Genomic DNA, 26,553 nt, shown 5'->3' on the forward strand with positions numbered 1-26,553 from the left:
ATTAGATGACCTCCCGTTCAATTTCGCGTGCCCCGTCCCCGACCGTCGCCGTGTAGAACGTTGCCGGGTATCCAATATTATTTTCATACTGCTGTCCGACTGCTTCGATGAACCGCTCGACAGTTGACGTCTCGACGATCGCGATCGCACAGCCGCCAAAACCCGCACCTGTCATCCGTGCCCCGAGGACACCGGGTTGGGACCAAGCCGCTTTCACCAATGTATCCAGTTCACGCCCCGTCACTTCATAATCGTGTTGGAGTGACCGGTGCGACGCATTCATCAATTGACCAAATTCTTCGAGCCGCTCCGCCTGTAAGGCAGCAAGTGCCTGTAACGTCCGTTCATTTTCAGAAATCGCATGTCTTGCCCGGCGCATCAAGTGTTCGTCTTCAAGCGTGACGGTTTCGAATTCTGCCATCGACCAATCTCCGAGCGTTGCATACGGACGAATTTTCTGTAACTGTTCAAGGGCCTGTTCGCACTCTGCACGCCGCTCGTTGTATTTCGAATCGGCGAGTTCACGCCGCTTATTTGTGTTCATGATGATGATCGTGTACCCCGTCAAATCGAGCGGAGCATAGGTGTAGTCAAGCGTCTGGCAGTCAAGGAGTAATCCTGATCCTGCCTTCCCCATCCCGATTGCAAACTGATCCATGATGCCGCTGTTGACACCGATGTAATGATTTTCGACTTGTTGACCGAATTTCACGAGTTCGACCCGGTCGAGCGATAAGTCATAGAGACGCTCGAGCATGACACCGATGACGAGTTCCAGTGAAGCGGACGAAGACAAGCCTGCCCCGTTCGGAATATCCCCTTTAATCAAGACATCAAAGCCTGACGTAAAGTCGTGTCCGGCTTCACGTAGGACATGCACCATCCCTTTTGCATAATTCGTCCAGCCGTCCTGCACCCGGTAGACCAAATCGTCTAATCCGACTTCGATGATGCCGTCCGACTCGAAATTAAGTGAGTAGAAGCGACAAGTCGCATCGTCGCGTTTTCGTGCGATCGCATGTGTCCCAAGTGTTAAAGCACACGGAAACACATGACCGCCGTTATAGTCCGTGTGTTCTCCGATCAAATTGATACGGCCCGGTGCAAAAAAACGATGAGTCGCTTCTGCACCGAACGTTTCTTCAAAGATTTGTTCTAACGTCTGGTCAGTCATGCGATCGGCTCCTTTTGCTCAATTTGTCTCAATTGGTGAATCGGTTGAATCCGTAAGCAACGTGCTTCATAGTCCGTCGAGTAGGCAAAACGTAATCCTTGATTCATCAAGTAAGCACCGCTCACTTGGCGATCTTCTACTTGATACAATCTACTTGCCTCTAATCCTGTCAGCTTAAAGGAATACTGATGGATGCCATGTTTACGCATCGGTGCGACTGCCAGAATGACCGTCTCGTCTTCAGACGTATACTGCATGATGCTCGCTGTCGTTTGTGAGAATGCACTGAGACGGTATTGACGTCCATGCTGGACCGTCCGTCGAATCGTCTTGTATGTTTCGATCCATCCTTTTGCTTCCGCCAGTTCACTCGTCGTCCATTCGCTTAAGTTTCCACCGATGCCAAGCGTCCCTTGCATCGAAGAGACGAACCGTGTCGCGAGCGGTAAGTTCCGTCCGTTCAGCCAGTTCGGGCCGTCCGTCACCCAGCAACTCATCATTTTTGCATTATAGGCAAACGAAAAATCATGTTGAATCGTCAAGCGGTCGAGCGGGTCTGTGTTGTCACTCGTCCAGACTTGTTCCGTCCGTTCTAAAATCCCGAGGTCAATCCGACCTCCCCCACCGGCACATGCTTCAAAGTCGACCGCCGGATGCTCGACCCGGAGTTCGTCGAAGATCCGGTACAAAGCATCGACATGACGTTTCCAAAGTTCTTGTTGTGCAGCCGGCGTTTGTGACGGGACACCCGGCTCAGAGAACGCCCGGTTCATGTCCCACTTGATGTAGTCGATTTCGTGTGTCGTCAATAATTCATCCATCATGTCATAAACAAACCGTTCGACTTCCGGTAAACCAAGGTTCAAGACGAACTGGTTTCTTGATGTCGTCCGGACAGCGTCCGGGGCATGATAAATCCAGTCCGGTTTTGAACGGTATAAATCCGAATCCGGATTGACCATCTCCGGCTCGACCCAAAGCCCGAACTGCATATTTTTCGCCTTCACATAATCAATCAGTGGCGTCAAACCGTTCGGAAACTTTTTCTTGTTGACGATCCAGTCCCCGAGACCAGCCTGATCAGAGTGACGTTCTCCAAACCAGCCGTCATCGACGACGAATAGTTCGCAACCGATGTCCGCTGCTTGATCGACGAGTGCCCTTTGCCCCTGTTCCGTCACGTCAAAATATGTCGCTTCCCACGAGTTATAGAGGACCGGCCGAACGTTGTCACGGTCAGATGCCGGCATGATGACGTGACGCTGAAAATCATGTGCTCGTGCGCTCATCCCGGAAAAACCGTCCGGTACGTAGCCGATATAAAAGACCGGCGTCGTCAGACGTTGGTCAGGGTCAAGTGTCCAGCTGAAGTCAAAGCTGTTCATCCCTCCGGATAGTTGAACGAACCCGAACGCATCTTGTTCGGCATGAATCGCCCAGTTTCCCGAGTAGGCCAAGTGACCATATATGACTTCGCCCGTCGTCTCTGTTGCATCATGCTCAAGCGCAAACCAAGGATTGGCTTGATGACTTGTCACACCACGACGGCTTTCAACCGTTTTCCGTCCTGTCGTCAATGGACTGATTTGCTTTTGGAATTCACCCGTCCATGTTCCTGCGTAGTGATGGAAGTTCAATGTCGGGCGATTCAAGAGCCCCATCGCAAAAGAATGTGCTGTCGTCAAGCGGACAGGCAGCTGCCCCACGTTTTCGACGATCAGCGAGCGGCCAATCGTATCATATGCCGCAAAAAGTTCATACCGTACTCCAACACGGAGGTCTTGGAGCGGATCGTGAAGCCATAAGGTGAGGACTGTATCCGACAGCTCTGCTTGTTCGAATGAAAACTGGCTGATTCGCGCTCCGTCTGTCCGTTCTGATTTTAACGTCGGTTCCGTATAGACCATCTCGCCGAACGGGATGAAGTCGTACGTCGCGACGCCGTCCGGTGATTCGAATGAGCTATGGGCGAGGACGGCACTCGGCAATGCGGCATAATCTGCCTGAAAAGGAAGTCGTGCGCCAAAATACGTATGGACGATTTTTCCGTTCGCCCCGACCGTCACGACGTGTGCGACAGCTTGTCCCTCGATTACGAACCGGTGTTTCGATACTTCAAAGATTGCCATGGTCTACCTCCTTACGTCGTCAGAATCAGTGTCGCAAGCGGTGCGAGTGTCACTGTTCCACTGTATGTCTCTTGCGTCGTCAGCTCCTGATATGTTCCTTCGAGCGTGACTTGTTTCGGTTCTTTTGTGTCATGGTTCATCAGGAAGACGAAATCGCGTGTTTCCCCGTGACGGCGAACGACTTCGACCTGGTCCGGCACTTCAAGCGTCTCGATTCCTGCTTCTTCAAAGGCTTGCGCGTAAATCGTATCAATCATCGCATCATCGATAGACGCCCCGATGTACGTCACCGTTCCTTTATATTGATTTCGTGTGACGGCTGCGACCCCGTCATAAAATGTATCGCGATACACGGCGAGCGGTTCTGCCGTCGTCGGTGTAATCAAATCGCACCACAGCCGTGCCGGTGACGATTGTCCGCTGAAAGCGCCGATTCCTTCGATCCGGTTTTCCTGAACGGCCTGAAGAGATTCGTATTCATCGATTTCAATCCCTGCGTATGTCGCGAATTTCCCAGGCAGTGTTTTCGGAATGACATTGTTATGCGGGTCCTTGACACCTGTCCGGTACGTAAAGATGACGTGGCCGCCTTGTTCCATGTAATCAATCAATGCTTGATCGAACGTCGGGTTCGTCAAGAAATAAAGCGGCACGATGATCAATTTGTAGCCGTCAAGCGCGTCGCCCGGGAAGACGATGTCCGTCGCAACCTGCTTGCGGACAGCTCCGCCGTAAAAACGGACGAACTCGGTCCGGAAATCAAACGCATCGCTGTGCGGTTGATGGGTCCAGGCCCAGACATTTTCTTGATCAAAATAAACACCGACATCCGCTCGATACGTACTTGCATTGATCTCGTCACCAAACGTATTCAGTTCCGTCATAATCTGTTTGACTTCAGCAAATTTCCGTTTCGGTTTCCCGTCGTGGTCGATGATGCCGTGGCAAAATTCTTCCGTCCCGAACAAGGCGGCCCGGAAGCGGAAATAGACGATGGCTTCCGCACCACGCGCAACGGCTTGATACGTCCAGAGGCGAATATGACCCGGGCGTGGTAAGTATCCGATTTTACTCCAACCTTGTGCACCACTAAGTTGTTCCATGACCCAAAAGCCTTTGCCCTGTTTCGATGAACGGCAGAGGTCGTGATCACTCGCCATCTTCTCGAAACGGTTCGGTTCCGGTAATCCGCCCCAGACGGGATAGTTATCAAATGAAACATAATCAAGATCTTGCGCCATCTGCTGTTGGTTCACAGCCATATCGCTGTAGACGAGGTTATGTGTGATGAAAGCATCCGGATGGATATGTTCCCGTAAGGCATCGACTTGCAGCTTGTTGTAATGGGTATACCCGTCGGCACAAAATCGGTCGAAATCGACGAGCAGGGCTGGACTATGTTCTTGGTAGACCTTACGCGGGACGGGGATTTGCTCCCATGCTGTATAGGTTTGACTCCAAAAGACCGTTCCCCATGTCTCGTTTAATGCGTCAAGCGTGCCATAGCGGTTCTTGAGCCAGACCTGAAAGGCAGCTCGGTCGACATCACTGTAAGAGCGGTCCGACTTTTCATGACCATATTCATTATCCGTCTGCCAACCGATGACACGTGGATGTTTCCCGTACCGCTTCGCCATTTCCGTCGTAATCGCAACGGAGAACTTTTGATACGTCTCACTGTGAACCGTGTAGTGACGACGGGCTCCGAAGCTGATCGTCACACCGTTTTCGTCTGCCGGCAGAATCTCCGGATAGCGGTGACACATCCAAGCGGGTGGTGTCGCCGTCGGTGTCCCGAGGACGATATCGAAGCCCGCGTCACTGAGGCGCGCGACGATGTCATCCCAAAATTCGAAGTCATAAACCCCTTCTTCCGGTTCCATCATCGTCCACGCGAATTCTGCGATCCGGACGACATTGACCCCCAGCTCTTTCATCAAACAAAAATCTTCCTCCCACAACTCACGTGGTGTTTGCTCCGGATAATAATCGACTCCTAAATACATGCTGCTCCCCCTGACTAAAAAAACGCGTTATTTTACTGCACCAGCTGTCATTCCTTTTTGGAAGAAACGCTGGAAGAAGATGTAGAACACCATCGTCGGTAAACTGATTAAGACGAGTGAGGCATAGATTTTACCCGGATCTCCACCAAGTGCATCCTTGAAGAAACTAGGTGCCATCGTGACCGTCTGGTAAGCAGGATCCGTCATGAAGGTCAAGACCATCAAGTACTCGTTCCACGAGTTGAGGAAGGCATAGATCAAAGCTGTCGCGAGCGCCGGTTTAGCGAGCGGCAACATGACTTTGAAGAAGACTTCTAAAATCGTCGCACCATCGATATATGCTGCTTCCATTAATTCATTTGGCAGTTCATCAAAGTATCCTTTGATGAGCATCAGACCGAATGGAAGGAAAAAGGCAACTTCCGCCCCAATCAACCCCCAGTGGTTGTTCAGTCCGTCAAATGAACGAAGCGTGAAAAATAGCGGGACGATCATCGAAGCGACCGGCAACATCAAACCGGCAAGGACCATGTTGAACAACAATCGTTTTCCTGCGAATTCGAGTTTTGAAAAAGCAAACGCTGCAAACGCAAGAATCGTAATCGAGATGATGATCATGAAGAAGGCAACAAAAAAACTATTGAAAACGAACGTTGGAAAGTTCGGATTTTGTAAAGTCGCGATGTAGTTTTCAAAGCCGTTGATACGTAAACTTTCTTTAAACATGACGAAGATCGGGAACAACCAGACGATGGAAGCCAGTGCGAGCACAAGGTTGATGAGCCACCGACTCTTTTTAGATTCTACATTCATGATTTGTTCCTCCTTAGTTATCCATTTTCTTTTGAATCCGCAGTTGGAAATACGTAATCAGCAAGGCAATCGTCAGTAAGACGATGGCGACAGCACTTGAGAAACCAACTTCTTGTTGTAACATCGATTTTCGGAATAAGTAGGTCGAGATGAACTCGGTTGACGATCCCGGTCCGCCGGCTGTCGTGATCCAGACTAAATCAAACGTCTTCAGTCCACCGATGACACCGAGAATCGATAAGGTAAACGTCGTTCCTTTTAAGTTCGGGAAGACGATGCTCCACAGTGTCCGGAAGAACCCTGCTCCATCAATTTTTGCGGCTTCGAAAATTTCTTTTTCAATCGTCAACATCGCCATGTAGTACATGACCATCGATGACCCTGTCCACTGGAAGATATTGATGGCAATGACGGAATAAAGTGCGATATCCGGATCTCCGAGCCAGTTCTGCTCAAGGCTGCCGAGTCCAATCGCCCGTAAAAATTCATTGATGTAACCGAACTGGAAATCATAAATTTGTGAGAACGCTGCCCCGAGGACGACGGGACTCAAGACGACCGGGAAGAAGAACACAGATTTCATTGCTGTCCGTAACGGTCCTTGTGTATGCAGGAAGTACGCGAGGACAAGTCCAATCCCTGCTTGAATCGTCACCGTCAAAACCGTGAAGATGAAGGTGTTTTTTAACGAGAGATAAAAGTCCGGGTCACCGAACATCTCTGTATAGTTCGACAGACCAACAAATGCTTTATCGAACGAAATCCCATCCCATGAGAAAAATGAATTATAGGCATTATAGAAAATGCCATAATAGATAAAACTGACGACGAAAAGGACGATTGGTGCGACGAATGCCCAACCGACCATATTTCGTTTCATCTTTTTACCTTTTTTTCTTGGAACAGGTGAACGTGTCGACGCTGGTTTCAGCGGCTCAGCTTTTGGTTTAATCGGCAATTCCTGTCGCTCTGTCTGCATGTTGATTCCTCACTTTCTTCTTGTCCAAAAATCAGGAAGTGATACGCAAGGCGTACCACTTCGCTGTCGATTGCTTATTTTGCCGATTTATCCGCAGCATCTTGCACACGTTGAAGTGCTTCTTTCGGATCTTGGCCTGTTGCGATGTTTTGAAGTTCCTTACCGAGGATGTCGTTCAATTTCGTATCACGAATTCCGCGGCTCGCGACTGCTTCAGCAAGCGTATCATTCAACATTTTGTATGATTCTTTTTCACCTTCCGTTGTGAAAGCTGAATCGGAATCAATCTTGACGTCTTTAATACCCGGCGCCATTTCAAACTCGCCCATGTAGACTTCTTGTCCTTCACCTTGACTCATGTAGGCGATGAATTCAGCAGCACCTTCTTGTTGTTTCGACTCTTTGTTGACAGCAAGTGCCATATCGATTGATGCGATGATCGGTTGTTCTGTTCCACCTGCGAGGTTAGGAAGTGGTGCAAATCCAAGTTCATCTTTAATTTTCCATTTATCTTTTTTCTCAGCTGTCGTCATCGAGTGGGCTTCCCATGAACCGATGACCCACATCGCTGCTTTTTTATCGAAGAACTGGTTCATGCCGTCGTTGTAAGTCGCAAGACCAAGTGCTCCTTCTTGGAAGACTTTATCTTCGAACAGATCTTGCCAGACTTGCGCTGTTTTGACCATTTCGTCGTCTGTCCATTTTGCTTCACCCGATAATACTTTTTGAATGTAACCTGGTGCGACTTGGTGACTTAAGACATTGTAGACATCGATATCGATCCACGCATCTTTTGCTCCGAGCATCAATGGAATGACTTTATCGCCCGACGCTTTGATTTTTTTGACAGCATCGACTGTTTCTTTATAGTTTTTAGGTGGTGTGACGCCGTATTTATCAAGCATCGTTTTGTTGTACATCAAATATGCTTGTCCCGTGAAACCGATCGGTACGGCATATTGTGTACCGTCGAGTGTCGTCTGTTCCGTTCCGAGCTCAACGAACTTGTCTTTCCAGCCTTTTCCGGCAGCTTTATCCATGTATGAATCGACAGGTACGACACGGTCTTTGTACTGTTGAATCATCGGTTCCTTCAGACCAATGATGTCTGGTCCCTTACCTGACAACATCGCGACTTGAAGTTGTTTTTCATAGTCTTCACTGTAACGTTTGAATTCAACCGAATATTTGTCTTGCGATTTGTTGAACGCATCGACGACAGCTTTTCCGGCTTCTGGTTGTGGTGCCCAGCCCCACCAGGTAACGATGGTCTTACCGTCTTTTGTTGTCGTCTGTTTTTCATCTTCGCCACCACAAGCTGCGAGTAATGCTGATAATGTAAGAACAGAAGCTGCCGCTAAAATTTTTGATTTTTTGAATTTCATCTGATTGATCCCCTTTGTGTGTGTAAGTATCATGCATATTTTCGAACTTGTTCCCCTTCATGCTTCGCCTGTTTACACCATGCTTCGATCACTTCCTGTTCAATCGGCATTCCCTGTAGCCGAATCAACACGCGTGCAATCAAACGTAACCGGTAATCGAGTGTATCGACTTCACATGCGACGAATAAATAAAATTCTCCACCGAGCGTTAAACACCCTGCCGTCCGCATTTGTTGCATCAAGGCACGTAACTCGATGTATCCGCTCTCATTTTTTCGAATATGTAATTCGGAAGAACGAATCGTCAATACGCCTTCTACCGACGACATGCGGAATTGAAAGACACCATCTTGTCGTGGACGGACGAGCACGATATCCTGCGCTTGCGATCGTTCATCCCCTAATTGTTGTTCAGTCATCCGTTGCGTTTGACGATCATAATAAAAGCCGCGAATGGCTCCGTAACGCCCAAAAGCTTCACGGTAGGAAACCCATGGATCCTTTGTTTCCATCGGCGCGATGCCTCCTTCTTTCCGTTTCAGCCCGACCAGCCCTTGCCGGTCCGCATCCACCTCCACTTTGCATGTGAACTTAGTAAATTAAATTTATTATCTATCTTTAAATTGACTATAGCATATGACTTTTACATTTGTAAACGTTTTCATAAATTATTTTTTGGGCTTTTTGGGGGTTATCTCGAGATTGCGTGAAGTCCTGATAACTGCGGCCGTTACAAAGCGTCTTTTTCGTTGCTTTCCTCGGGCGAGGCGCAAGCCGTTGCTCCTTGGATCCTAGCGGACAACGAGCAGGGTCTTGCCTGCCTCTGAAAGTGCGTTAAAAATGTACTTTCTCCCGTAGGAGTCAACGAAACGTGACGCTTTTTAGGTCATACCGTGAGAGAAATCCAGGCATGCAGACGATTTAAAGCGCAATCCGTCTTGAATCGCTTTAGACCGATTGCCGCTTTGAAGATGAAGCGAGACAGAGAAGCGCGAACTAATTGCTTCTCGTTATCGCATTTTCACGCTTCATAAGAGTTTGCCTACAGTCAAAAAAACTACTTCCGTCATATCGAAGGAAGTAGTTTATACTTTAAATCGTTTGAAAGACACTATTTGTCGCTAAGGCAGCCGCACTGAGTGCACCTTGCTTTTCACTCCACGGAACCATTTTCACATCCGTATGACGCGAAGCTGTCGTCAGTGCCGTATGGGCGACACGTTCTTTGATTTGTTCGACGATTCCTGGTGCCCGTTCAAACATCGGCCCCCCTAATAAGATCCGTCTCGGATTCAATAGATGAATCGTGTTCAATACCCCGATTCCGATATATTCGCCTGCCCGGTGATACGCACGGATGGCTTGTTCATCCCCTGATGCTAAACGACTCCGAAGTTCCGCTAATGTCTGTACTTGTGGATCGATGACTTCAAAATCACGTAAAAGTGCTTTTTCTCCTGCCAATGCTTCCAGGCATCCGCGGTTCCCGCAGGAGCAGATCGGTCCGTCCAAATCAAGACGCATATGCCCGACTTCACCCGTGATGTGGTTTTCCCCATCAATCAGTTTCCCACCGAGGACATATGCCCCACCAATCCCTTCTCCCGCATAAAGGTAGAAGAATTGATCGACACCGACGCCTTCACCAAATAACAGTTCGAACGAGGCGAGTGCCCGGACATCATTCTCGATGAAGACGGGATAGGGAAAACGTTTTTCTAAATGTGTTTTTAATTCAACATCATGGAGATGGAAACGAGGTGCGAATAAAATGACACCGGTTTCCGGATTAACCATCCCGTGGACAGAAATCCCTATTCCATGAATAGTCCCAACACCGTTCGTCGCTGTAATCAATTCCTGACACAGCTGGCTAATCGCATCAATCATGTCCTCATTTGTGTCAAACTGTCCAATCGTTTCGACTTCCTGGATCGTGTTTCCACTCAAGTCAGCGATGACGCCAATGAAGCGATGACTCGTCGCATCGATTCCGATGACATATTGTTCCGTCGCGACCAGTTCGAGCAAAATCGGTTTTCTCCCCCCGTTCGATACACCCAGTTCCCGTTCCGTCACAAGCAAATCGGTAATTAACTCACTGACGATATTTGATACGGTCGGTTTCGTCAAATTCGTCCGTTGTGCGAGTTCGACCCGTGAAATCGGTTGATGCATTCGAATTAAACGCAGTACGAGTGCCCGATTGTAGGAGCGCATCCATTTTGAATTACGTGGTGTCTCTTTCGTCATGCTTCCCCTCATCCCCTCTTGCCTTCTCTTTTTCTATCTTCGCATATTTTGTAAGGGATTTCACCGTCCCGTTTCAATCCTTTTCCTCAAACCAAAAACCGTCTTCTTCACTGGCGCAGCAAAGAAGACGGTTCTGCATCTACATATGTCATGCTTCATCATACGGTTGTTCAATGACTAAAATCCGACTACCATCTGGATTCTCTGTCAATTCCATTTCGATGATGGCTTGTCCGACTAATAACACAATCGGTAAATCTGGTGTCCCCTGACGGAAAAAACCGACGTGCCCTTGATAGACATCCATATAATCAGCAAACAGGAACGTCCCGTTCACATGCAGTTCATCTTGCTTCGGATTGAACTCCAGACGCGGAACACCGAACCAGGCCTCCCCGTTTAAATACAATAACGGTTTTTTTCCGATTCCTTCATTTGTCGCTCGCCGCACCTCGATTGCTCCTTTCGTCTCATAATAAAGTCGGTCGTCCCCTCTCGTCGCGATGACGATGGGGTTGCCTTGGTATAATACGATTTCAAGAATCTCATCCGCCTGTTCGACATAATATCCTGATGCGTCTGCTTGCGCGAAACTAATCGTATACAGTCGCATCCATGCTACGACATCCGTTACTTCGACAGGTTTCAAAAATAGGGCTGAGACTAAATATGTTTTTTCCGGCATCACAATTAAGTTGACACAAATATCGGCCAGCTGAATCGTCCGCACCTGGGTCGATGGGTAATGCTCCTCATAATCAGGTACAAAAACAGCTTCATAGTAATGCGTCGTCTCCCGTAATTCAATCGAGGGCATACGACGATCAAAGTCGGCAATCTGGATGCGTTTCATGTTGTGCCTCCTTCGTAAAATTCTTCCAGTGTCCTATGTTGATAAATACCCAATTTTTGGTTTTCTTGCACTCCCCTAAAAACGAAAAAAATCTCCCTCACTGTAGTCGGAGGAAGATTTTTTGTATTTACATGAGTTTTTTAACTGAAAAATGTAATACAGGATTAGGTTACGGTAGACGTATCCTCATAAGTTATTGCACATACAAATCATATAAGACGTATAAAATCATAGCGATGACGAGAAAGACGGCAAAGAACCCTCCCGTACCAAAAAAGACACGATTTGCTGTTTCGTTACGATCTTTTTTCTCAGGATACATCTGAACGACTCCCTTTCTTCACTATCCATATTTTCACATATTTAAGCATTTCGCTGCAGTAGGGATTGATTCCTTCTTTAACGCCAAAAGTTATTTTACACCATTGGCAAAAAAGACGAGCGTTTCTTCTTCATCCTCCGTTAACACACGGCCGACCATTTCTTTGTACAAGCGACGCATCTCTGAAATCTGCCCGCTTGCTCGCTCCGTCACATCCATCGCCTGACGTAACATGGCGACTTCTTGTTTGAACGCTTCGCGTGGCATCGCCTCACCGTGCGACCAGACATAATACGCTGCATCATACTCTGCGATTGTATCGAGTAGCAACGTCATTCGCTCGACCGTATAGTTCCATTTCGCCGAAAAGATATCAGCATACATCGCGTCCCCTAAAAATAAGACACGTTCTTCCGGTATGTAAACGAGCAGACTACCGGGTGAATGGTCATTTTCGACTTCGCGGAGAATGCATGTTACATCCCCTAAATCAATGACAAGTTCTCCCTCGAATTGAATATCTGGTACTTCGATTGTAATATCACGTGTCGGACCAAACTCGAGCTTAATGGCATCGGCACAAAACGGAATCTCGATTCCCTGCTCGATCCGTGCTTCGAGTGCCTCATCCGTCCAATCATAATCTAACATCTGTCCGATTCGGGCGGTCGTCCGCTTCGTCGCGATTGCCGGAAGGTTCATTTCCTTTAGTCCGAAAATATGATCCCAGTGCCAATGGGTCAATGCCAGTAAATCCGGTTTTTTCAAGCCCTGTCGCTCCACTTCTTCTAAAAACAGTGCCGCATGCCGGCTCGAGTTTCCTGCGTCAATCATCAGACTGCGGTTTGCTCCGACGATCAACCCTAAAATCGGGCGATCTGTTTCACTGACCGGTGTTTGATACCAAATCCGGTTCGCCAATTGGTTAAATTGTTGCATCTTCATCGCCTCCTGCTTGTAGTATAACGAAAAAGCCCATCCGGATGATGCACGGATGGACCAGTTTAATGCCTTTACTTCTTATTTTGTTTTTGACGGAACGGCCACCAGACACCTGAACCGAACGAAACGGTAATCGCCGGAATCAGGAGCGGTAAAACAATCAATCCGTATAAGAGTAGTCCCGTGATGACGATTGTCGCGATTTGGACGAGACTGAGAACACCAGACGGCATCATCGCACCGAACGTCCCCGCGAGAATGATGGCTGCCGTAATGATGACTGAACCCATTTTCTTCATCGAGACGTACATCGCTTCTTTCGTCTCAAGTCCATTAATCGTTTCTTCACGGAAGCGATCAAGCAGGAAGATTGAGTAATCGATGCCAAGGGCAACGAGCATGACGAAGCCGAAGAACGGAACAGCCCAACTGATGCCGTCATATCCAAGCCCATTGACGAAAATCAACTCGGCAATCGAGACGGACGTATAGTACGTCAGTAACAATGAACCAATCATGAAAAGCGGCATGATGAGCGAACGGAACATGATGGCGAGGACGATGAACAAACTCACGATCATGATGGCGACTGTCCGTGAAAAGTCAGCTTTTGACGTATCGTTCAAGTCACTGTTGATACTTGAGATTCCACCGTAGGCCACTTTTGCTTCTTCAAGCGGTGTGTCCTTTAACGTATTTGCTGTCGTTTTTTTGATGGCTGCGACCGTTTCGATCGCTTTCGGTGAATACGGATCATCGTTTAAGATGACTTCAAACTTTAAGCCTGTTTGATCGTCAATTGTATAACGTTCGATGACCGGCTTAAAGTCTTTATTCTCTAACGTACCGGCCGGAATGAACATCCCCGTCCCGCGAATCGTTTTCGAATCCCCCATCTCGGCCAGAATATCCGAGACATCGCCTAACCCGTCTTCGATTTTTTGGAGGCCGTCGTTTGCCGAACCTACGCCGTCAGCAAGCTGTGTCAATCCACCACCAAGCTGTCCGGCTTGTGCCCCTTGTTGCTCAATCCCCGTTGCTGCTTGCGCAATTCCGGTTTCGATTTGTGTCAACTGTTCCGATAAGGCAGACAAGGTACCGACCGTTTGCGGAATGTTTTGTGTCGTTTGAAGTCCCTGACCGACAGCACCGAGCTGCTGATTGATTTGACCGAGACCGTCTGCTGCTTGTTGCAGTTGTGTCGCACCAGTTGTCGCTTCATCTCCGGCAGGGAGTTGCCCGCTGATTGACTGGAGGTTTTTCTCGACTTCTTGCAATCCTTGACTGACTTCACCAAGACCTGTATTTGCGTCTTTGACCCCATCCGCAATTTGAGCGAGTTGACGGTCGACATATAAATCCGGGATGACTTCACCCGTCGGTCTTGAAAGCGACCGGACGGATTTGACACCGTCTAATTTGACGAGCTCACGGCTCAATTGTTCTGCGTAAGGAAGTGTTTCTTCCGTCACGATATCTTTATCGTCCTTGAGGATGACGTTGACAGGAAGCGATTCACCAGCACCAAATCCGTCCGAAATCGCGTTTAACCCTTTAACTGTTTCGTATTTTTCCCCAATCTCATCGACCGTATTGAATGAAAGATCATCATCATACGTAAAGAGTGTCGGGACCGTGATGATGGCGACGATCGCCATCGCAAGCAATGGCCGGCGAATCGAAAGACCGCCGTAACGGGCCCATAGCTTACTGTCGCGATGACTCGCGGCACTCTTCGATGGCCAGAATAACTTTTCTTTGAGTGTCGCCATGAAGAATGGGACGAGCGTAAACAGGACGAGGAGTAAAACAGCAATCCCGACCGCAACTGCGACCGATGATTTAAAGATCGGGAAATCCGCGAATCCGATTGCCGAGAATCCGACGAGTACGGCGATTCCACTGATCAGCAATGTCCGACCTGCTGTTTTATACGTGTTGACGATCGCTGTCTCGACGTCATGGCCAGCTGTCAGTTCTTCTTTGTAGCGACTTAACAGTAAAATACAATAATCCGTCCCAATCCCGAATAAAATCGCGACGAGGAAGATTTGTGTGAAGTTCGAGACCGGGAAACCGAACCAATCAACAAAGAATGCTACAAACGATTGGCTCATCAAGTACGTCACGCCGACTGCAAGCAGCGGAACGAATGGTGTGACGATGGACCGGAAGACAATTAGCAATAAGCCGAAAATCAAGCCGACGGTAATCAACTCCGTCCGTTTTAGCCCTTCTTGCGAACTTTTGTTGACGTCCGCATTGATCAACGATTCACCCGTCAGATAAATCGTCCGATCGTCCGGGAGGACATCTGCACGGATTTTTTCCGCGAGCGCTGAAATCTCTTCTTGTGACCCGTCGACTGTAATCGGAACGAGCACGGTTTTCTTATCTTTTGAGACAAGTTGTCCTTCCGTTTCTTTACTTTCGAACGGATCCAAGACACCTGTCACCGGTTTGTCGAGTTTTTCTAAATCCGTCACGATTTGACCGATGTCTGTCCGATCGGACGCGGTCACCTTTTCCTTCAACGGGATGACGAGTGAAATTGTTTCTTCACTTGCTCCGGCGGCCTTTAAAATATCGGCTGCGCGCTGCGAGTCCGTATCACTCGCGAGCTGAATCGCTCCTGCGTCTTCTGCCTGTTTTGATAAATTCGGTGCCGCTAAAAATAGACCGACTGTCGCAATTAATAATACGATGACGATTGGCCAGCGCCACTTGACGATTTGTCGCATTCCCTCTCCACCTCTTCTAGTTCTATTTTTGGTCTGCTCTTTAATCTTCAATCTTTAAAATCGATTTGACTTTTTTGAACGTTTCGATAAACTGTTGAATTTCATCATCTTCGACCTTGCCGTCAATCAATTGTTCCAAGTAATCGTATATCGCTTGGTTTGATTCTTCGACGACAGCTTGCCCGACCTGTGTCAACACGATTCGTTTCGTCCGGTGGTCATCTTCTGCTCGTTCGACTTCAACCAGTCCTTTTTCGTTTAATTTCTTAAGACGGTTCGAAATCGCACTTTTATGGACGCCTTGCATGACGGCAATCCGACCTGAGGCAATCGGTCCATACTTCCCGACGAGCTTTAATAAATGAAGTTGTTCCGGTGAATAGACACGCCAGACAGGAGAATCGACAGACTTCAGTACACGTTCCGTCCCGTGAATCATCACTTCTTCAAACAGAAGGACGGCTTCCCGAAGATTTTCTTTCATTGTTAGTTTACCCCCTAAACTGTTAGGATTAGTTTAGACCCTCAACTAGCTGGCGTCAACTTCAAACTGTCACAATTAAACAAACAGACCGTTCCAATTTTCGATATGATGAAAGAGAACTCATACCTGGTACATATAAGGAGGGAACAGAATGACAGCTTTATTTTGGATTGCCCTTGTGATTTGCATCATCGGACTTATTTTTACACTCATGGTCGGACGCAGTCGAAATGAAGAAAGCTACAGCAACAAAAAAATGGCGACCAACATGGTTTGGATGTATTTAATCTTATTGCCGATCATCTTGATCGTCCTTGGTGTATTTTATTATTTACTGACGAAATGAACTAAAAAAAGATCAGCTGTCTCTTACGCGATTACCGTTAAGAGGCTGCTGATCTTTTTGGTTAGTTCACTGTTTTCGGACGGACGATGTAAATGTCGCACTTCGCATACCGCGCGATATTTTCTGAGACACTTCCGATCATGATACGCTCCATCGCGTTCATGCCGACAGCACCACAAACAATCAGTCCTGCCCCGACGCGAGGAGCGATGACTTTCGGAATCAACGTCTTCGGTGAACCGGTCTCGATGACGAGTTCGATTGTCTCGAGGCCAGCTGCCCGCGCTTTTTTTTCATACGTTTCAAGCAATTCTTGTGCATATTCCGTGACATTTTGATCGATGAAACGTTGATTGGCACGGACGTTCGCAAAGGTTTGAATGTCGATGACGTGTGTGATGACGAGCTTCGCATGGTCGAGTTTCGCGAATTGAACGGCTTTTTCGAACGCTACATCTGCCGTTTTCGACCCATCAACCGCGACCAAGATTGTATGATAATGGCTGTCCATCGTGATTCACCCTTTCCATTCAAACAAAAACAGGTCTCTTAGAACGTCCGGTCATTCTCATTTTCCAGCGCACGGTTTTCATGATCCAGTTTCCGTTCAGCTTCGATGCCTTCCGGTTCCGTCTCGAGAATACTTTTCGGTGACGGTGTCGGGCGCTCTTCACCTGCTTGATCGGCGAACAAGACATACGCACCATGCCGGACACCGACGACATGACGTTCGATTTCCCCATCCGCTAATCCGAGTGAAGTAAAGGCCGCTCGAATTTCTTCTTCCGTCGCCGGTTTTCCCGTGAACCGTTCGAACAATGTCCGTTTACCTGAAACGAGTTGTGCCGCCGACTGTCCACGTAACATCGCCATGTCTGTCTTATCTTGCAAGACAACATAAAGGTCTTCTTCCAAATATCCTTTAAAGTGTAAATCCTCGATATCCCGAATCAAATCCGTCTCATTTTCATACGTTCCGATAAATTGTTTTTTCCCCATCTGACTAACTCCCCCTTTTTCACTTCTATAATGGATATACCCGAAAAAATGAAAAGCAATGACAGAAACTGTTTGTTTCCATCAAGAAAGCGGATTTTTTTGTTGCGAAAACAATTTTTGACGCTTTCGAAAGACGACGATGACCGCTGTCAGGACTGCTAAAGTCGTAACCACTACAATCAACTGTTGCAAGAGTGATAGCCGGCCGTTAAAGAACAAACCGGCGTAAAACCATACCATGACTAATCCAAACACCCAGTCCATATGAAGGAACGTAAAGAGTAAGACACCGCAGGCGAAGGCAATCAACATGATCGTCGTCCACACGGAAACACTCAAGCCGAATAATTCCTCAAACCGAAAATCGCGTAAAATCCGAAACGGTAAAATTAAGATTTGGACACTTGCCCAGGCCAGAAATACTGAAAACGGGGAACGCATCCACGGGGAACGATTCGGATGCTGTTGAATTTTGATATAAATAAGACAAAGGCTGATAAACGAAATCGTCATAAAAACAAGTTCCCACGGCGGGCCAACGATGGAACTCACGCCAAGACTCAGCATCGTTAAACTGAACCAACCACCAATATCAAGCAACAGCGTCCGATCTGCCGGATAACCTTTAACGGGGCGGATGCACCAAATCAACAAGGTCGTATAGACGACGCCGACAATCGCATCGACGAATGGTGCCGGCTTGATGGCTAACGGTAACTCGGGCGGTGCATCATACCAGACGACACGTGCCAATAAGACAAATAAAAACGTCAGGAAATTGAGTAAACGAAGTCCCGTCAGTGACAACATGTCCTGCACACCTCCTTATGTAACCAATTCCCCCTGACACATGCCTGAAAACAAAAAAACTGTCTTCACGAAACGGATTCAGGTACGATGGACGTACAAAGGAGTGATGTCCCAATGCAACCATTCATCAAGCCCTACCAGTACAATTTCATTCGAAATCAAATTGAATTACTGACCCAACAATTGGCGACCGTTCATGATCCTGATGTCCGAGATGCTGTCGTCTATAGTGCAACGAAAAAAATATTTGATTTGATTCCCGTCTTGTCACCGGAACAAGAGGAACTCTTGATGTTGATCCGAACTCACTCGTCCGAGCACCACCTGCTGTCTTATCTCGATCAACTCCGTCCGTTCATCGAACCGTTTCCCGATATCACGGAAGCTGAACTCCGTCGCCTTTTTCCGAAGACAAAAAAACTTCATCTTCCACCAATGGAAACGATTGATTTTTCAGCGACAACCTATCTGAGTTGGAACGATACGGGCAATAAGAAAAAGTTTTTTGTTTATCGACTTGGCGACAGCTGGCTCGGTCTTGAAAGTACGTATTTGCCGAGCATCAAACAAGGCATTTGCTCCGTTTGTAAGACGTATAATGATGTCACGCTCATCTCAATCCGCTCGAAACCGACTGCTGAGCATTACCGGGCAGTCGGGAACTACATGTGTATCGATGGGGATCACTGCAATGCCTCGATTACGGATACAGCAGATCTTGAAAAGTTCTTAACGAATGCCAAGTAATCCGAAGGGGCTGACTCAACAGCCGCTTCAACATCAATCTGAGTGACGGACGGTTCATGTCATCCTCACCGCAAGAAGCGCTGATGATTCCGTTTACCGTATGCTGTCAGACATAAGCAAGACCCGACCTCCTGTCGACTAAAGGCAGAAGGTCGGGTCTTTTGTCTAACCGGAGGAAACTTTCTGTTCAAAAAGAGGGATTCCCGTTTGAGTCACAGTCATTTGTAGAACATGTTTTTTTCAATGCTAGTCAGTCTTTCGTTAGTCGACTTGAACAAAAAATTGGTTTTTCCCGCGGCGCTTCGCCTCATACATCGCAAGATCTGCTTGTTCGATTAACTTTGTCCGTGACGTCGCATGGGTCGGATAAATCGCACAACCGATGCTTGCGGTCATAAAGACCGGTGTGTCCTGTAAAATAAAGGGACGCTCGAACAATTCGATTAACTGTTCCCCACACTCATCGATTTCCTGACTCTCTTTCACGTCGAATAATAAAACAACGAATTCATCGCCACCTTGACGTGAGATGACCGTGTTATGCGGCAAACGTTTCTCGAGACGGCTCGCAAGATCGATAATCAGTTGATCACCCATCTGGTGACCATACGTGTCATTGATTTGTTTAAAGTGGTCTACATCAATGAAATAGAGCGCCGCAAGACGTTGATGCGTGGCTGCCCGTCGTAATTCTTCTTTAAAGAGTCGTGCAAACAGATACCGGTTCGGTAAGTTCGTCAACGCATCATGGTAGGCGATGTGTTCCATTTCTTCGAGTGCTTGTTCTAAAGCTGCCGTCCGTTCTTCGACTTTTGCTTCTAAGTTTTCCCGCAACCGTTGATTGTCCATCACAATCCGGAGTTGCCTTGAAATCAACAACGGTGTCGCAATCATCAAACCAATCGTCAATCCGTTTAAGCTAACGGCTTGACGCGCCATTGTAATGAATAAAATCAATAAAAATATATATGGCGTAATCAGACGAATCCAGTCCAGCACACGCCGGTTTAACCGAAAATCGGTGAGGCGTTCATCAGCATCAAATAAAATCGCTGCACCACCAACAGTCAAGGTTGTTGCAAGCCAAATCGGGTCGAGCCACATCGCGGAAATCGGGAACGACCCTCGATACAGCACGATATACAGCAGGTCTGCTAGTAATTGAAGGTGAAACCCTAACAAAATCAACAGCAACGAAGCACTATTTCCACGCTTCATCACACCGAAAAATAAAATGATCATTCCACCGAGAAAAAGTAAATCTCCAAGTGGATAGCGAATCAACAACAATGCCTCGATATCAAATGTACCGGCATCCTCCAGATATGGCGTAATCATGTAATGCCAAGAAATTGCCCCGGCGACGATCAAGATGATCAATTCATCAAATAAGAAAAACCGCAGATTGATTTGTGCCCGACGATTGTAAAGAAAATAAAAAAAGGCAACCAAATAAAAAATGATTTGTAGGCTAAAGACAAAATCAATCCAATCAAACGGTCCGAATCGTTCAGCTCGCTGTAAGTTCAGAAACAGTTGACCAAATTCACCAACTACTAATGAACCGTTTCCTAAAAGTAATAATAAAAAAAGCCGTCTTGTAAATCGACGCGACACATGCTTGCGGATTGCGCTGACCAACATCACAGAAGAAATCAAGGCGCCTCCGGTCGTAAAAAAGCTATTTCCTAAATGAGCAAGGTCAGAGGATGTACCGACAACACTCAACCAGATAAAGTGGCTCGCGATCCATCCCACTATTAAAATGTAAATTGATTTACGCATCGTCTTCCCCCTCCTTTTTTCATATAGTTCAATTGTCCTATAAAATTATCGGTCGAAACTCTTTATTTTTAACCTTTATTCCTTATTATTTTAAAATATTTTTTTATTTTATCTTTATTTTATATTTAAATGCTTTGTATTTAAAAGAAAAAAGAATTACCATCAAATGTCGATGGCAATCCTTCATATCATTCTTTAACTATTTTTTAGTTAGCCACTACTTGTAAAGGTAAAAGAATCGTAAAGATGCTTCCGACTCCTTCTTCCGACTCGACATGAATCGTTCCTTCATGCTCTTTCACAATCTCCTTACAAATGGACAATCCAAGTCCGGTTCCCCCGATTCGTCGTGTATCTGAATTATCAACACGGTAAAACTTATCAAACAGATGAGCAAAGGCATGATGTGGAATTCCGATTCCGTCATCTACGACCCGGATGATGATGTCTTCGTCACTCGTATCAAGTGTTACATCAATCTTTCCACCTTCTGGTGAATACTTGATGGCATTATTGATGAGATTGCTGAGTAGTTGTTTGATCCGGTCTTCATCTGCTACGATATGCGGTAACGTCGCCGTCAACTGATGAAGTTCAATGGAATGACGAATGCTTGAAGCCGCATACACACTGATGACCCGCTTCGTGACATCATATAAATCAAGCTCTTTCTTTTGATACAATTGCGCCCCGGACTGCATCCGTTGCACATCAAGGAAATCGGTCACTAAGTTCGACAACCGCCCTGTCTCATCATGAATCGTCGCTAAATATTTTTTCTGTTTGATGACATCGATTTCACGGTTCAACATCAACTCCGTGAAGCCGTAAATGGATGAAAGTGGCGTTCGCAGCTCATGTGATACGGTTGAAACGAGTTCTGTCTTTAAGCGATCCGCTTCTGTTTCCCGGGTAATATCCCGGATGACGAGGATGACCCCTTTCCATCCACCTTCGATATCAATCCGTTCTGTATACACTTCGAGGTGTGCCGTATTGTTGCGCACATCGAACTGAAACTTATCTGGTGGCACGACGCCTGAGCGAATCAGTGTGACATATTCATCAAACATCACTTGGTTATCGACAACACTTCGCATCACTTCAATCACGTAAGTACCGGACGATAAGGTACGGTCGCTCGTAAATTCTGATTGCAATTCTGGAATTAAGTCAAACAACGGTCGGTTGACGTATAGTTCGTCGTTTCCATCTTCGAGATAAATGATGGCTTCCCGAATCGAATCCAGGACTTGTTCTGTTTTTTTCTTTTCTTGTTTCATCTCTTCATACGAACGTGTGCGCAAGAGCGATAAAGTCATTTGTTGCGAAAAATCACGCATATCAAGCAATTGTTGTTTTTTATACGCTGATTTGTAGCGTACTAAATAAATGGCAGCCATCAACTGGCCGGTTGACGGGTCATAAATCGGCAATGCTACTTCATGTGTGTTAAAAGCATATGGAATATCTGTTGTCCGATCGACTCGTTTTTCAGATTGAACGATTGAGTTCCCTAACAGCATTCGGTTTAAGACAGAAGTGTCATCTGTTCGCAATGCTTCTAAATGGCTGGTTTTCATACCATTCGTCGTCGCACCGATGTAGTCTTCCTCTTCGTAGAGTAGTAATGCCCCGTACTCAGAAGCCGTAATATCAATCATTTTTTGAACGATTGACGGATAGGCTTCTACCGTCTCACGGACTGCTAATGCTTCCGTTAATTCACTGCGTAACTTCAACTTTTCTTCATTCTGTTTTGTCGACAGGTAGGCTTCTTCGAGTTCTTCCTGTTGGGCTTGTAACTCTTCTTGTTGGGCAAGTAATTCTTCACTTTGTGCTTGCAGTTCTTCATTTTTTTCTTGCATCGCATCTTTATGCGTATTTGTCGTGATCGCCATTTGATTGAACGAAGCGCGGAGTAATCCGATTTCATCCGGACGCTGACCGGCGGAAGGATCGACCTCAATCGGTTCGTTTCGTGTCAATTTTTGATTGTCATCAATCAATCGGAATAATTGTTTCGTCATCCGACGAATGAATGGGTGAACAAACAATAAAATAAAGCTGACCAAAACAAGAATACTCGAAATCCAGATCCATTGTGTCTTGGCGACTTCATTCCGCAATTTTAAGACGGCAGCTTCTTGTCGTTGTTGCAAGTCATCCCGGTATTCTTCTAGTGCCGACGAAGCTTTTGCGATATCCGGTGTAATATCAATCGATCCATCTGCCGTCGGTTTAATTTGTCCCTGCTCCACAAGACGTTTCGCAATCGGTAAAGAAAACAGGCTGTTGCCTTGTAAGAAATCTTCATTGATTCGATTTTCTTTTTTTTCCGTTACATACGATTGTGTAAGCGGAAATAACGCACCGTAGTACAAATCATAAAGATTTCCCATCTGTGCGGAAAATTCTTCTTCTTGATCGGTATCTGCCCTACGAGCAAACCAATCCGTTTCACTTTTTATTTCTGTCCGTAACGCTTCAATTTCATTAAACCGTTCTTGATTTCCGAAAATCACGAATCCACGCAATCCGAACTGGACCGTCTGCCAATTGTCCCATAACGTATCCGCCCGTCGGTTTTTCTCACTAATCATCTCAAGATCCGCCCGTGATGATTCAATCCGAGCCTCCATATAGTCATAAACAAAAAAAGATGTTACCGATACTAACAGCAATAAGGCATAAAAGACTGCGAGTAACTGGCGTCCGATTCGTCTCCGAATCCACTTGATCATAAAATATCCTCCTCATCACCCACTCTGGATGATGCATCTTTTTAATTGGTTTCAGTTACTTTAAAATAGCATATTCTACCGAAAAATACCTTAAAAAACAATGGACTCAAAAGAAATCCTCTCCCAGCAAACCGGAAGAGGATTTCTTAACACATTATTTCTTTGCTTTTTTGACAGTGACTGCTGTTTTCAAGCTTGTTTGTTTGTGTGAATTAACCAGATAGACGGATAGTTTCGTTCCTGCTTTTTGTTTCGCGATTTTTACTGAAAACGTTCCTTTTGAAGTAACTGTCCCTTTAGCGATGACTTTCTGTTTCGCATTTTTTACATAGACACGTGTTTTCTTCTCACCTGTCCCGGTCAGTTTCGTTTGGTTACTGTAGAATGTTTTAACTTTTGGTGCTGCGGGCGGTGCTACTACCGTCACAACAGTTGGTTTACTCGAACGTTTTGCAATGTCGAGGACCGTCACAGCAAGACGGGAGCCGCCTGCTTGTTTCGGTAATTTGATACTGAACTTGCCTTTGGCATCGACTAGACCTGTTGCAACCACTTTGTTTTTAACATCTTTGACGACAATTTTCCCACCGGAAATCGCCGTACCTGAGATTTTTTTTGCACCTGCAAGGACCGGATTGACTTTCGGTGCGGTCGGTGCTTTCCCTGCTAAAACTTCTGTCCGTTCCGAAGTGAGATCCGTTCCATTTGCATAACGGATTGTTAAGACTGTCGCTTTTGTTTGACGTGGGATTTGAACAGAGAACGTACCTGCTTTTGCGACTGTCGAAGCAAGACGTTTCGTTGACCAGATTTCGACTTTTGTTCCGGTTTTGACTTTCCCGCTGACGAGCAGTTTGTTGTCATAGACCGGATTGACTTTGCCTTTCAAGTGCAACTGAGAAATCGCACGTGGGATACTGACTTTTCCGTAACCTGCGACCGGACTCACGTAAGCCGGTAACTTCTCGGGTGCTTTCCCTGGCGGATACTCATCTTCCATGTCTTCTTCATCATCATACCAATCGTTCGGGTTTTCAAAAGCGAGTGGTTCGGCACTTGTCCGTAAAATATTTTCGATTTCTTTTGGTTTAAGTGTCGCATCGAGTGACGCCAAGATGCCGGCGACTGCCGTGACGTGTGGGGTCGCCATACTTGTTCCGTCCATATAGACCGTGTTGCCGTCCGGGACGAGACTCGCGATTTTTGATCCGGGTGCAACGACATCCAGTCCATAACCGTAGTTCGAATAGTCGGCGACCATGCCAAGCGGATTCGTTGCCCCGACAGAAATCGCATATTCTGAACTTGCTGGGAAACCAACGTAACTGTCGTATTCATTTCCTGATGCTGCAACGACCGTGACGCCTTTCTCGGCCGCATATTTCATCATGTAGGCCATCGTCCGGCTTTCGCCGCCACCAAGGCTCATGTTGATGACTTTTGCTCCGTGATCGACCGCATATTTAATACCGAGTGCGATGGCATCCGTCTCGCCTTCACCATTCGCATTCAATACTTTAATCGGTAAGATTTTAGCAGCTTGATGAATGCCGCGAATTCCATATTCGTTTTCAAGTGAGGCTGCGATGACACCGGAGACATGCGTCCCGTGACCATTGTCGTCAAGCGCATCGCCTTGTCCATTGACATCCACATAGTTTTTTTCATTTGCGATGTCGACTTTGCCTTGTAAATCCTTTAGACGGTAATCGACTCCCGTATCGATGACGGCAATCGTCACCGGTGCGAGCGTCTTACTAATTGGGCTTTGGATGAATTGTTCAAAGCCGATTCCGACATCCGGCAACTGTTCAACGAGTGCCTTCTTATTTAACGCCCATTGGTAATCAAAGTTGATATCACTTGTTGCCCGGTACGTCTGGATTTTCTCGACGTACTCGACGGCAGACGAACGATTTAATGATTGTTTTAATGCAGTGGCCGTTTGACTTTTGACAGTCGGATCTTCCGTGACGATGACGAAGTCACCTGCTTTTCCAAGCGATAGACGCTCGACGTCAGTTGCCGACGTACCGGCAATTTTCATGGAACGATTTGCCTGACCCGGTTTCAACTTCACGATGAAACGTGTTTTTTCTGACGACTGAATCTTCATGCCAAGTGAATCGAACGTTTCACTTAACGTACTTCCGCCAATCGCCGAGATGTCCATTTTCTTTGCATACTGATCGATTTCGCTTGCGATGACTTCTGGCGAAGCGTCACGCGTCAGTGTATAGAGGCGATTGACAGCTTGTTGATCTGCTTTTGACAACGTGTACGTCGTCCCGTTGACAAGTGCCGTCATCGCCGGTTTCAATGTTTTCAAGTCTTCATAGGCCTGCGCCCGTTTATCTTTATTGAATAAGATGGCCTTGACGACATAAGGTGATGCTTTGTAGTAGAGCGATGTTAAGCTGCGTCCTTGATCGGACTGGCTCAACACTTGCTTTTGAATCGCATGCATTAACGCTAGCATTGGTTTTTCTTCTGCTGTCTGCTTCAATGCTTCTTCCGCGGCACAGCTGATATCGCTGATTGGTTCATACTCGACTGCAAGCTTGACGTCATTGTACGTCAATTTGACATGGGCCGCTTTCGTTGTTTTTCCTTCTTCGATTTCCGGGTAGTAATCCACTTTTACATAATATGGACCATCCCAAGCGTACGGGACAGCAAGTTTTGTTGGGTCTTTTTCATCGGGTTCAGCGTAGCCCCGGTAACGATCGAATGTTTCATCTTTCGCTGCCATTTCTTCACTCGGATAAGCTGCCACTTCCACCGATTGGTCTGTATCAATCGATAATTCGAAGTGTGAGGCTGTTTTTTCAATTCCAGCTTGGTGTTCGACCTTATACCAATATGTATTCTTTTCATTCGTCCCTGTCTCAAGGACTGTTTCTTGACCGGCCTTCAATCCAATCGCCTGTCCGAGTTCGTCCGCCGCTACCGTCTTCGTAGCGAGTGGTCCCATACCAAGTGTCAGGATGAGGCAGCTCAACATGAGCCAAATCGTCAACTTCTTCACTAATGTTCCTCCT

The 26,553-nt window shown here is 46.7% G+C and carries 21 protein-coding genes; 2 read left to right on the forward strand and 19 right to left on the reverse strand.

Translation table 11 applies throughout. From position 1 onward, the window contains the following. Position 1 precedes the first annotated feature (1 nt). The 13 genes from KNQ04_RS07665 to KNQ04_RS07720 form a co-directional block, all read right to left on the reverse strand. The gene (locus KNQ04_RS07665; protein WP_214848957.1) at positions 2 to 1,174 is read right to left on the reverse strand and encodes a galactokinase; all 1,173 of its coding nucleotides are present in this window, start codon (positions 1,172 to 1,174) and stop codon (positions 2 to 4) included. Further along, on the reverse strand, positions 1,171 to 3,303 hold the full coding sequence (locus KNQ04_RS07670; RefSeq protein WP_214848959.1) for an alpha-galactosidase: 2,133 nt from the start codon (positions 3,301 to 3,303) through the stop codon (positions 1,171 to 1,173). The genes KNQ04_RS07665 and KNQ04_RS07670 overlap by 4 nt, the downstream gene beginning before the upstream one ends. Before the next feature lie 11 nt (positions 3,304 to 3,314). Beyond that, positions 3,315 to 5,309 (reverse strand): beta-galactosidase, encoded by a 1,995-nt coding sequence (locus KNQ04_RS07675; RefSeq protein WP_214848961.1) that lies wholly within the window; start codon positions 5,307 to 5,309, stop codon positions 3,315 to 3,317. A 27-nt stretch (positions 5,310 to 5,336) separates the two neighbouring features. Then, positions 5,337 to 6,122 carry a carbohydrate ABC transporter permease gene (locus tag KNQ04_RS07680; RefSeq protein WP_214848963.1) on the reverse strand — a complete coding sequence of 262 codons (786 nt, stop codon included), beginning with the start codon at positions 6,120 to 6,122 and terminating at the stop codon, positions 5,337 to 5,339. A gap of 13 nt (positions 6,123 to 6,135) precedes the next feature. Further along, complete coding sequence (locus KNQ04_RS07685; RefSeq protein WP_214848965.1) at positions 6,136 to 7,101, reverse strand: carbohydrate ABC transporter permease; 966 nt, start codon at positions 7,099 to 7,101, stop codon at positions 6,136 to 6,138. Positions 7,102 to 7,175: 74 nt separating this feature from the next. After that, positions 7,176 to 8,486, reverse strand: coding sequence for an ABC transporter substrate-binding protein (locus tag KNQ04_RS07690; RefSeq protein ID WP_214848967.1), 1,311 nt, complete (start codon positions 8,484 to 8,486; stop codon positions 7,176 to 7,178). 29 nt (positions 8,487 to 8,515) lie between these two features. Beyond that, a complete protein-coding gene (locus KNQ04_RS07695; RefSeq protein ID WP_214848969.1) occupies positions 8,516 to 8,998 on the reverse strand; it encodes a hypothetical protein in 483 nt (160 codons plus the stop codon). A gap of 580 nt (positions 8,999 to 9,578) precedes the next feature. Beyond that, positions 9,579 to 10,739, reverse strand: a complete 1,161-nt coding sequence (locus KNQ04_RS07700) for an ROK family transcriptional regulator (protein ID WP_214848972.1) — start codon at positions 10,737 to 10,739, stop codon at positions 9,579 to 9,581. Between the two features lie 148 nt (positions 10,740 to 10,887). Then, positions 10,888 to 11,592, reverse strand: a complete 705-nt coding sequence (locus KNQ04_RS07705) for a hypothetical protein (protein WP_214848985.1) — start codon at positions 11,590 to 11,592, stop codon at positions 10,888 to 10,890. Positions 11,593 to 11,785: 193 nt separating this feature from the next. After that, complete coding sequence (locus KNQ04_RS15755) at positions 11,786 to 11,914, reverse strand: hypothetical protein (protein WP_285801180.1); 129 nt, start codon at positions 11,912 to 11,914, stop codon at positions 11,786 to 11,788. A gap of 90 nt (positions 11,915 to 12,004) precedes the next feature. After that, positions 12,005 to 12,853, reverse strand: a complete 849-nt coding sequence (locus tag KNQ04_RS07710) for an MBL fold metallo-hydrolase (protein ID WP_214848994.1) — start codon at positions 12,851 to 12,853, stop codon at positions 12,005 to 12,007. 74 nt (positions 12,854 to 12,927) lie between these two features. Next, on the reverse strand, positions 12,928 to 15,597 hold the full coding sequence (locus tag KNQ04_RS07715; RefSeq protein WP_214848997.1) for an MMPL family transporter: 2,670 nt from the start codon (positions 15,595 to 15,597) through the stop codon (positions 12,928 to 12,930). Between the two features lie 40 nt (positions 15,598 to 15,637). After that, positions 15,638 to 16,081, reverse strand: coding sequence for a MarR family winged helix-turn-helix transcriptional regulator (locus tag KNQ04_RS07720; RefSeq protein WP_214848999.1), 444 nt, complete (start codon positions 16,079 to 16,081; stop codon positions 15,638 to 15,640). A gap of 151 nt (positions 16,082 to 16,232) precedes the next feature. Here KNQ04_RS07720 and KNQ04_RS07725 point away from each other — a divergent pair, with 151 nt between their 5' ends. Then, positions 16,233 to 16,427 carry a hypothetical protein gene (locus tag KNQ04_RS07725; RefSeq protein ID WP_214849001.1) on the forward strand — a complete coding sequence of 65 codons (195 nt, stop codon included), beginning with the start codon at positions 16,233 to 16,235 and terminating at the stop codon, positions 16,425 to 16,427. Positions 16,428 to 16,488: 61 nt separating this feature from the next. Here KNQ04_RS07725 and KNQ04_RS07730 read toward each other — a convergent pair whose 3' ends face one another. From KNQ04_RS07730 to KNQ04_RS07740, 3 genes are all read right to left on the reverse strand, one after another. Continuing rightward, positions 16,489 to 16,938 (reverse strand): universal stress protein, encoded by a 450-nt coding sequence (locus KNQ04_RS07730; RefSeq protein ID WP_214849011.1) that lies wholly within the window; start codon positions 16,936 to 16,938, stop codon positions 16,489 to 16,491. Between the two features lie 38 nt (positions 16,939 to 16,976). After that, entirely contained in the window at positions 16,977 to 17,426 is a 450-nt protein-coding gene (locus KNQ04_RS07735; protein ID WP_214849015.1) for a general stress protein, read from the reverse strand. Positions 17,427 to 17,507: 81 nt separating this feature from the next. Then, entirely contained in the window at positions 17,508 to 18,236 is a 729-nt protein-coding gene (locus KNQ04_RS07740) for a hypothetical protein (RefSeq protein ID WP_214849017.1), read from the reverse strand. A gap of 114 nt (positions 18,237 to 18,350) precedes the next feature. On the opposite strand from KNQ04_RS07740, the gene KNQ04_RS07745 reads away from it, so the two are divergent. Next, a complete protein-coding gene (locus tag KNQ04_RS07745) occupies positions 18,351 to 18,983 on the forward strand; it encodes a FusB/FusC family EF-G-binding protein (protein ID WP_214849019.1) in 633 nt (210 codons plus the stop codon). A 261-nt stretch (positions 18,984 to 19,244) separates the two neighbouring features. Here the strand turns inward: KNQ04_RS07745 and KNQ04_RS07750 are convergent, their stop codons facing one another. The 3 genes from KNQ04_RS07750 to KNQ04_RS07760 all read right to left on the reverse strand — a co-directional run bounded on the left by KNQ04_RS07750 (position 19,245) and on the right by KNQ04_RS07760 (position 26,540). Next, positions 19,245 to 20,768 carry a GGDEF domain-containing protein gene (locus KNQ04_RS07750; protein WP_214849022.1) on the reverse strand — a complete coding sequence of 508 codons (1,524 nt, stop codon included), beginning with the start codon at positions 20,766 to 20,768 and terminating at the stop codon, positions 19,245 to 19,247. A 206-nt stretch (positions 20,769 to 20,974) separates the two neighbouring features. Next, positions 20,975 to 23,512, reverse strand: coding sequence for an ATP-binding protein (locus KNQ04_RS07755; RefSeq protein ID WP_214849024.1), 2,538 nt, complete (start codon positions 23,510 to 23,512; stop codon positions 20,975 to 20,977). A 154-nt stretch (positions 23,513 to 23,666) separates the two neighbouring features. Then, positions 23,667 to 26,540 (reverse strand): S8 family peptidase, encoded by a 2,874-nt coding sequence (locus KNQ04_RS07760; RefSeq protein WP_214849026.1) that lies wholly within the window; start codon positions 26,538 to 26,540, stop codon positions 23,667 to 23,669. Positions 26,541 to 26,553: the final 13 nt, after the last annotated feature.

Source organism: Exiguobacterium sp. s193 (assembly GCF_018618755.1).
Classification (GTDB): Bacteria; Bacillota; Bacilli; order Exiguobacteriales; family Exiguobacteriaceae; genus Exiguobacterium_A.

Excerpts from the sequence above, each read along its gene's own strand:
- KNQ04_RS07670 (WP_214848959.1), bottom strand. The coding sequence starts at position 3,303 with ATGGCAATCTTTGAAGTATCGAAACACCGGTTCGTAATCGAGGGACAA.
- KNQ04_RS07710 (WP_214848994.1), bottom strand. The coding sequence starts at position 12,853 with ATGCAACAATTTAACCAATTGGCGAACCGGATTTGGTATCAAACACCG.
- KNQ04_RS07700 (WP_214848972.1), bottom strand. The coding sequence starts at position 10,739 with ATGACGAAAGAGACACCACGTAATTCAAAATGGATGCGCTCCTACAAT.
- KNQ04_RS07705 (WP_214848985.1), bottom strand. The coding sequence starts at position 11,592 with ATGAAACGCATCCAGATTGCCGACTTTGATCGTCGTATGCCCTCGATT.
- KNQ04_RS07720 (WP_214848999.1), bottom strand. The coding sequence starts at position 16,081 with ATGAAAGAAAATCTTCGGGAAGCCGTCCTTCTGTTTGAAGAAGTGATG.
- KNQ04_RS07675 (WP_214848961.1), bottom strand. The coding sequence starts at position 5,309 with ATGTATTTAGGAGTCGATTATTATCCGGAGCAAACACCACGTGAGTTG.
- KNQ04_RS07690 (WP_214848967.1), bottom strand. The coding sequence starts at position 8,486 with ATGAAATTCAAAAAATCAAAAATTTTAGCGGCAGCTTCTGTTCTTACA.
- KNQ04_RS07680 (WP_214848963.1), bottom strand. The coding sequence starts at position 6,122 with ATGAATGTAGAATCTAAAAAGAGTCGGTGGCTCATCAACCTTGTGCTC.
- KNQ04_RS07745 (WP_214849019.1), top strand. The coding sequence starts at position 18,351 with ATGCAACCATTCATCAAGCCCTACCAGTACAATTTCATTCGAAATCAA.
- KNQ04_RS07685 (WP_214848965.1), bottom strand. The coding sequence starts at position 7,101 with ATGCAGACAGAGCGACAGGAATTGCCGATTAAACCAAAAGCTGAGCCG.
- KNQ04_RS07735 (WP_214849015.1), bottom strand. The coding sequence starts at position 17,426 with ATGGGGAAAAAACAATTTATCGGAACGTATGAAAATGAGACGGATTTG.
- KNQ04_RS07715 (WP_214848997.1), bottom strand. The coding sequence starts at position 15,597 with ATGCGACAAATCGTCAAGTGGCGCTGGCCAATCGTCATCGTATTATTA.
- KNQ04_RS07750 (WP_214849022.1), bottom strand. The coding sequence starts at position 20,768 with ATGCGTAAATCAATTTACATTTTAATAGTGGGATGGATCGCGAGCCAC.
- KNQ04_RS07695 (WP_214848969.1), bottom strand. The coding sequence starts at position 8,998 with ATGGAAACAAAGGATCCATGGGTTTCCTACCGTGAAGCTTTTGGGCGT.
- KNQ04_RS07740 (WP_214849017.1), bottom strand. The coding sequence starts at position 18,236 with ATGTTGTCACTGACGGGACTTCGTTTACTCAATTTCCTGACGTTTTTA.
- KNQ04_RS15755 (WP_285801180.1), bottom strand. The coding sequence starts at position 11,914 with ATGTATCCTGAGAAAAAAGATCGTAACGAAACAGCAAATCGTGTCTTT.
- KNQ04_RS07725 (WP_214849001.1), top strand. The coding sequence starts at position 16,233 with ATGACAGCTTTATTTTGGATTGCCCTTGTGATTTGCATCATCGGACTT.
- KNQ04_RS07665 (WP_214848957.1), bottom strand. The coding sequence starts at position 1,174 with ATGACTGACCAGACGTTAGAACAAATCTTTGAAGAAACGTTCGGTGCA.
- KNQ04_RS07755 (WP_214849024.1), bottom strand. The coding sequence starts at position 23,512 with ATGATCAAGTGGATTCGGAGACGAATCGGACGCCAGTTACTCGCAGTC.
- KNQ04_RS07730 (WP_214849011.1), bottom strand. The coding sequence starts at position 16,938 with ATGGACAGCCATTATCATACAATCTTGGTCGCGGTTGATGGGTCGAAA.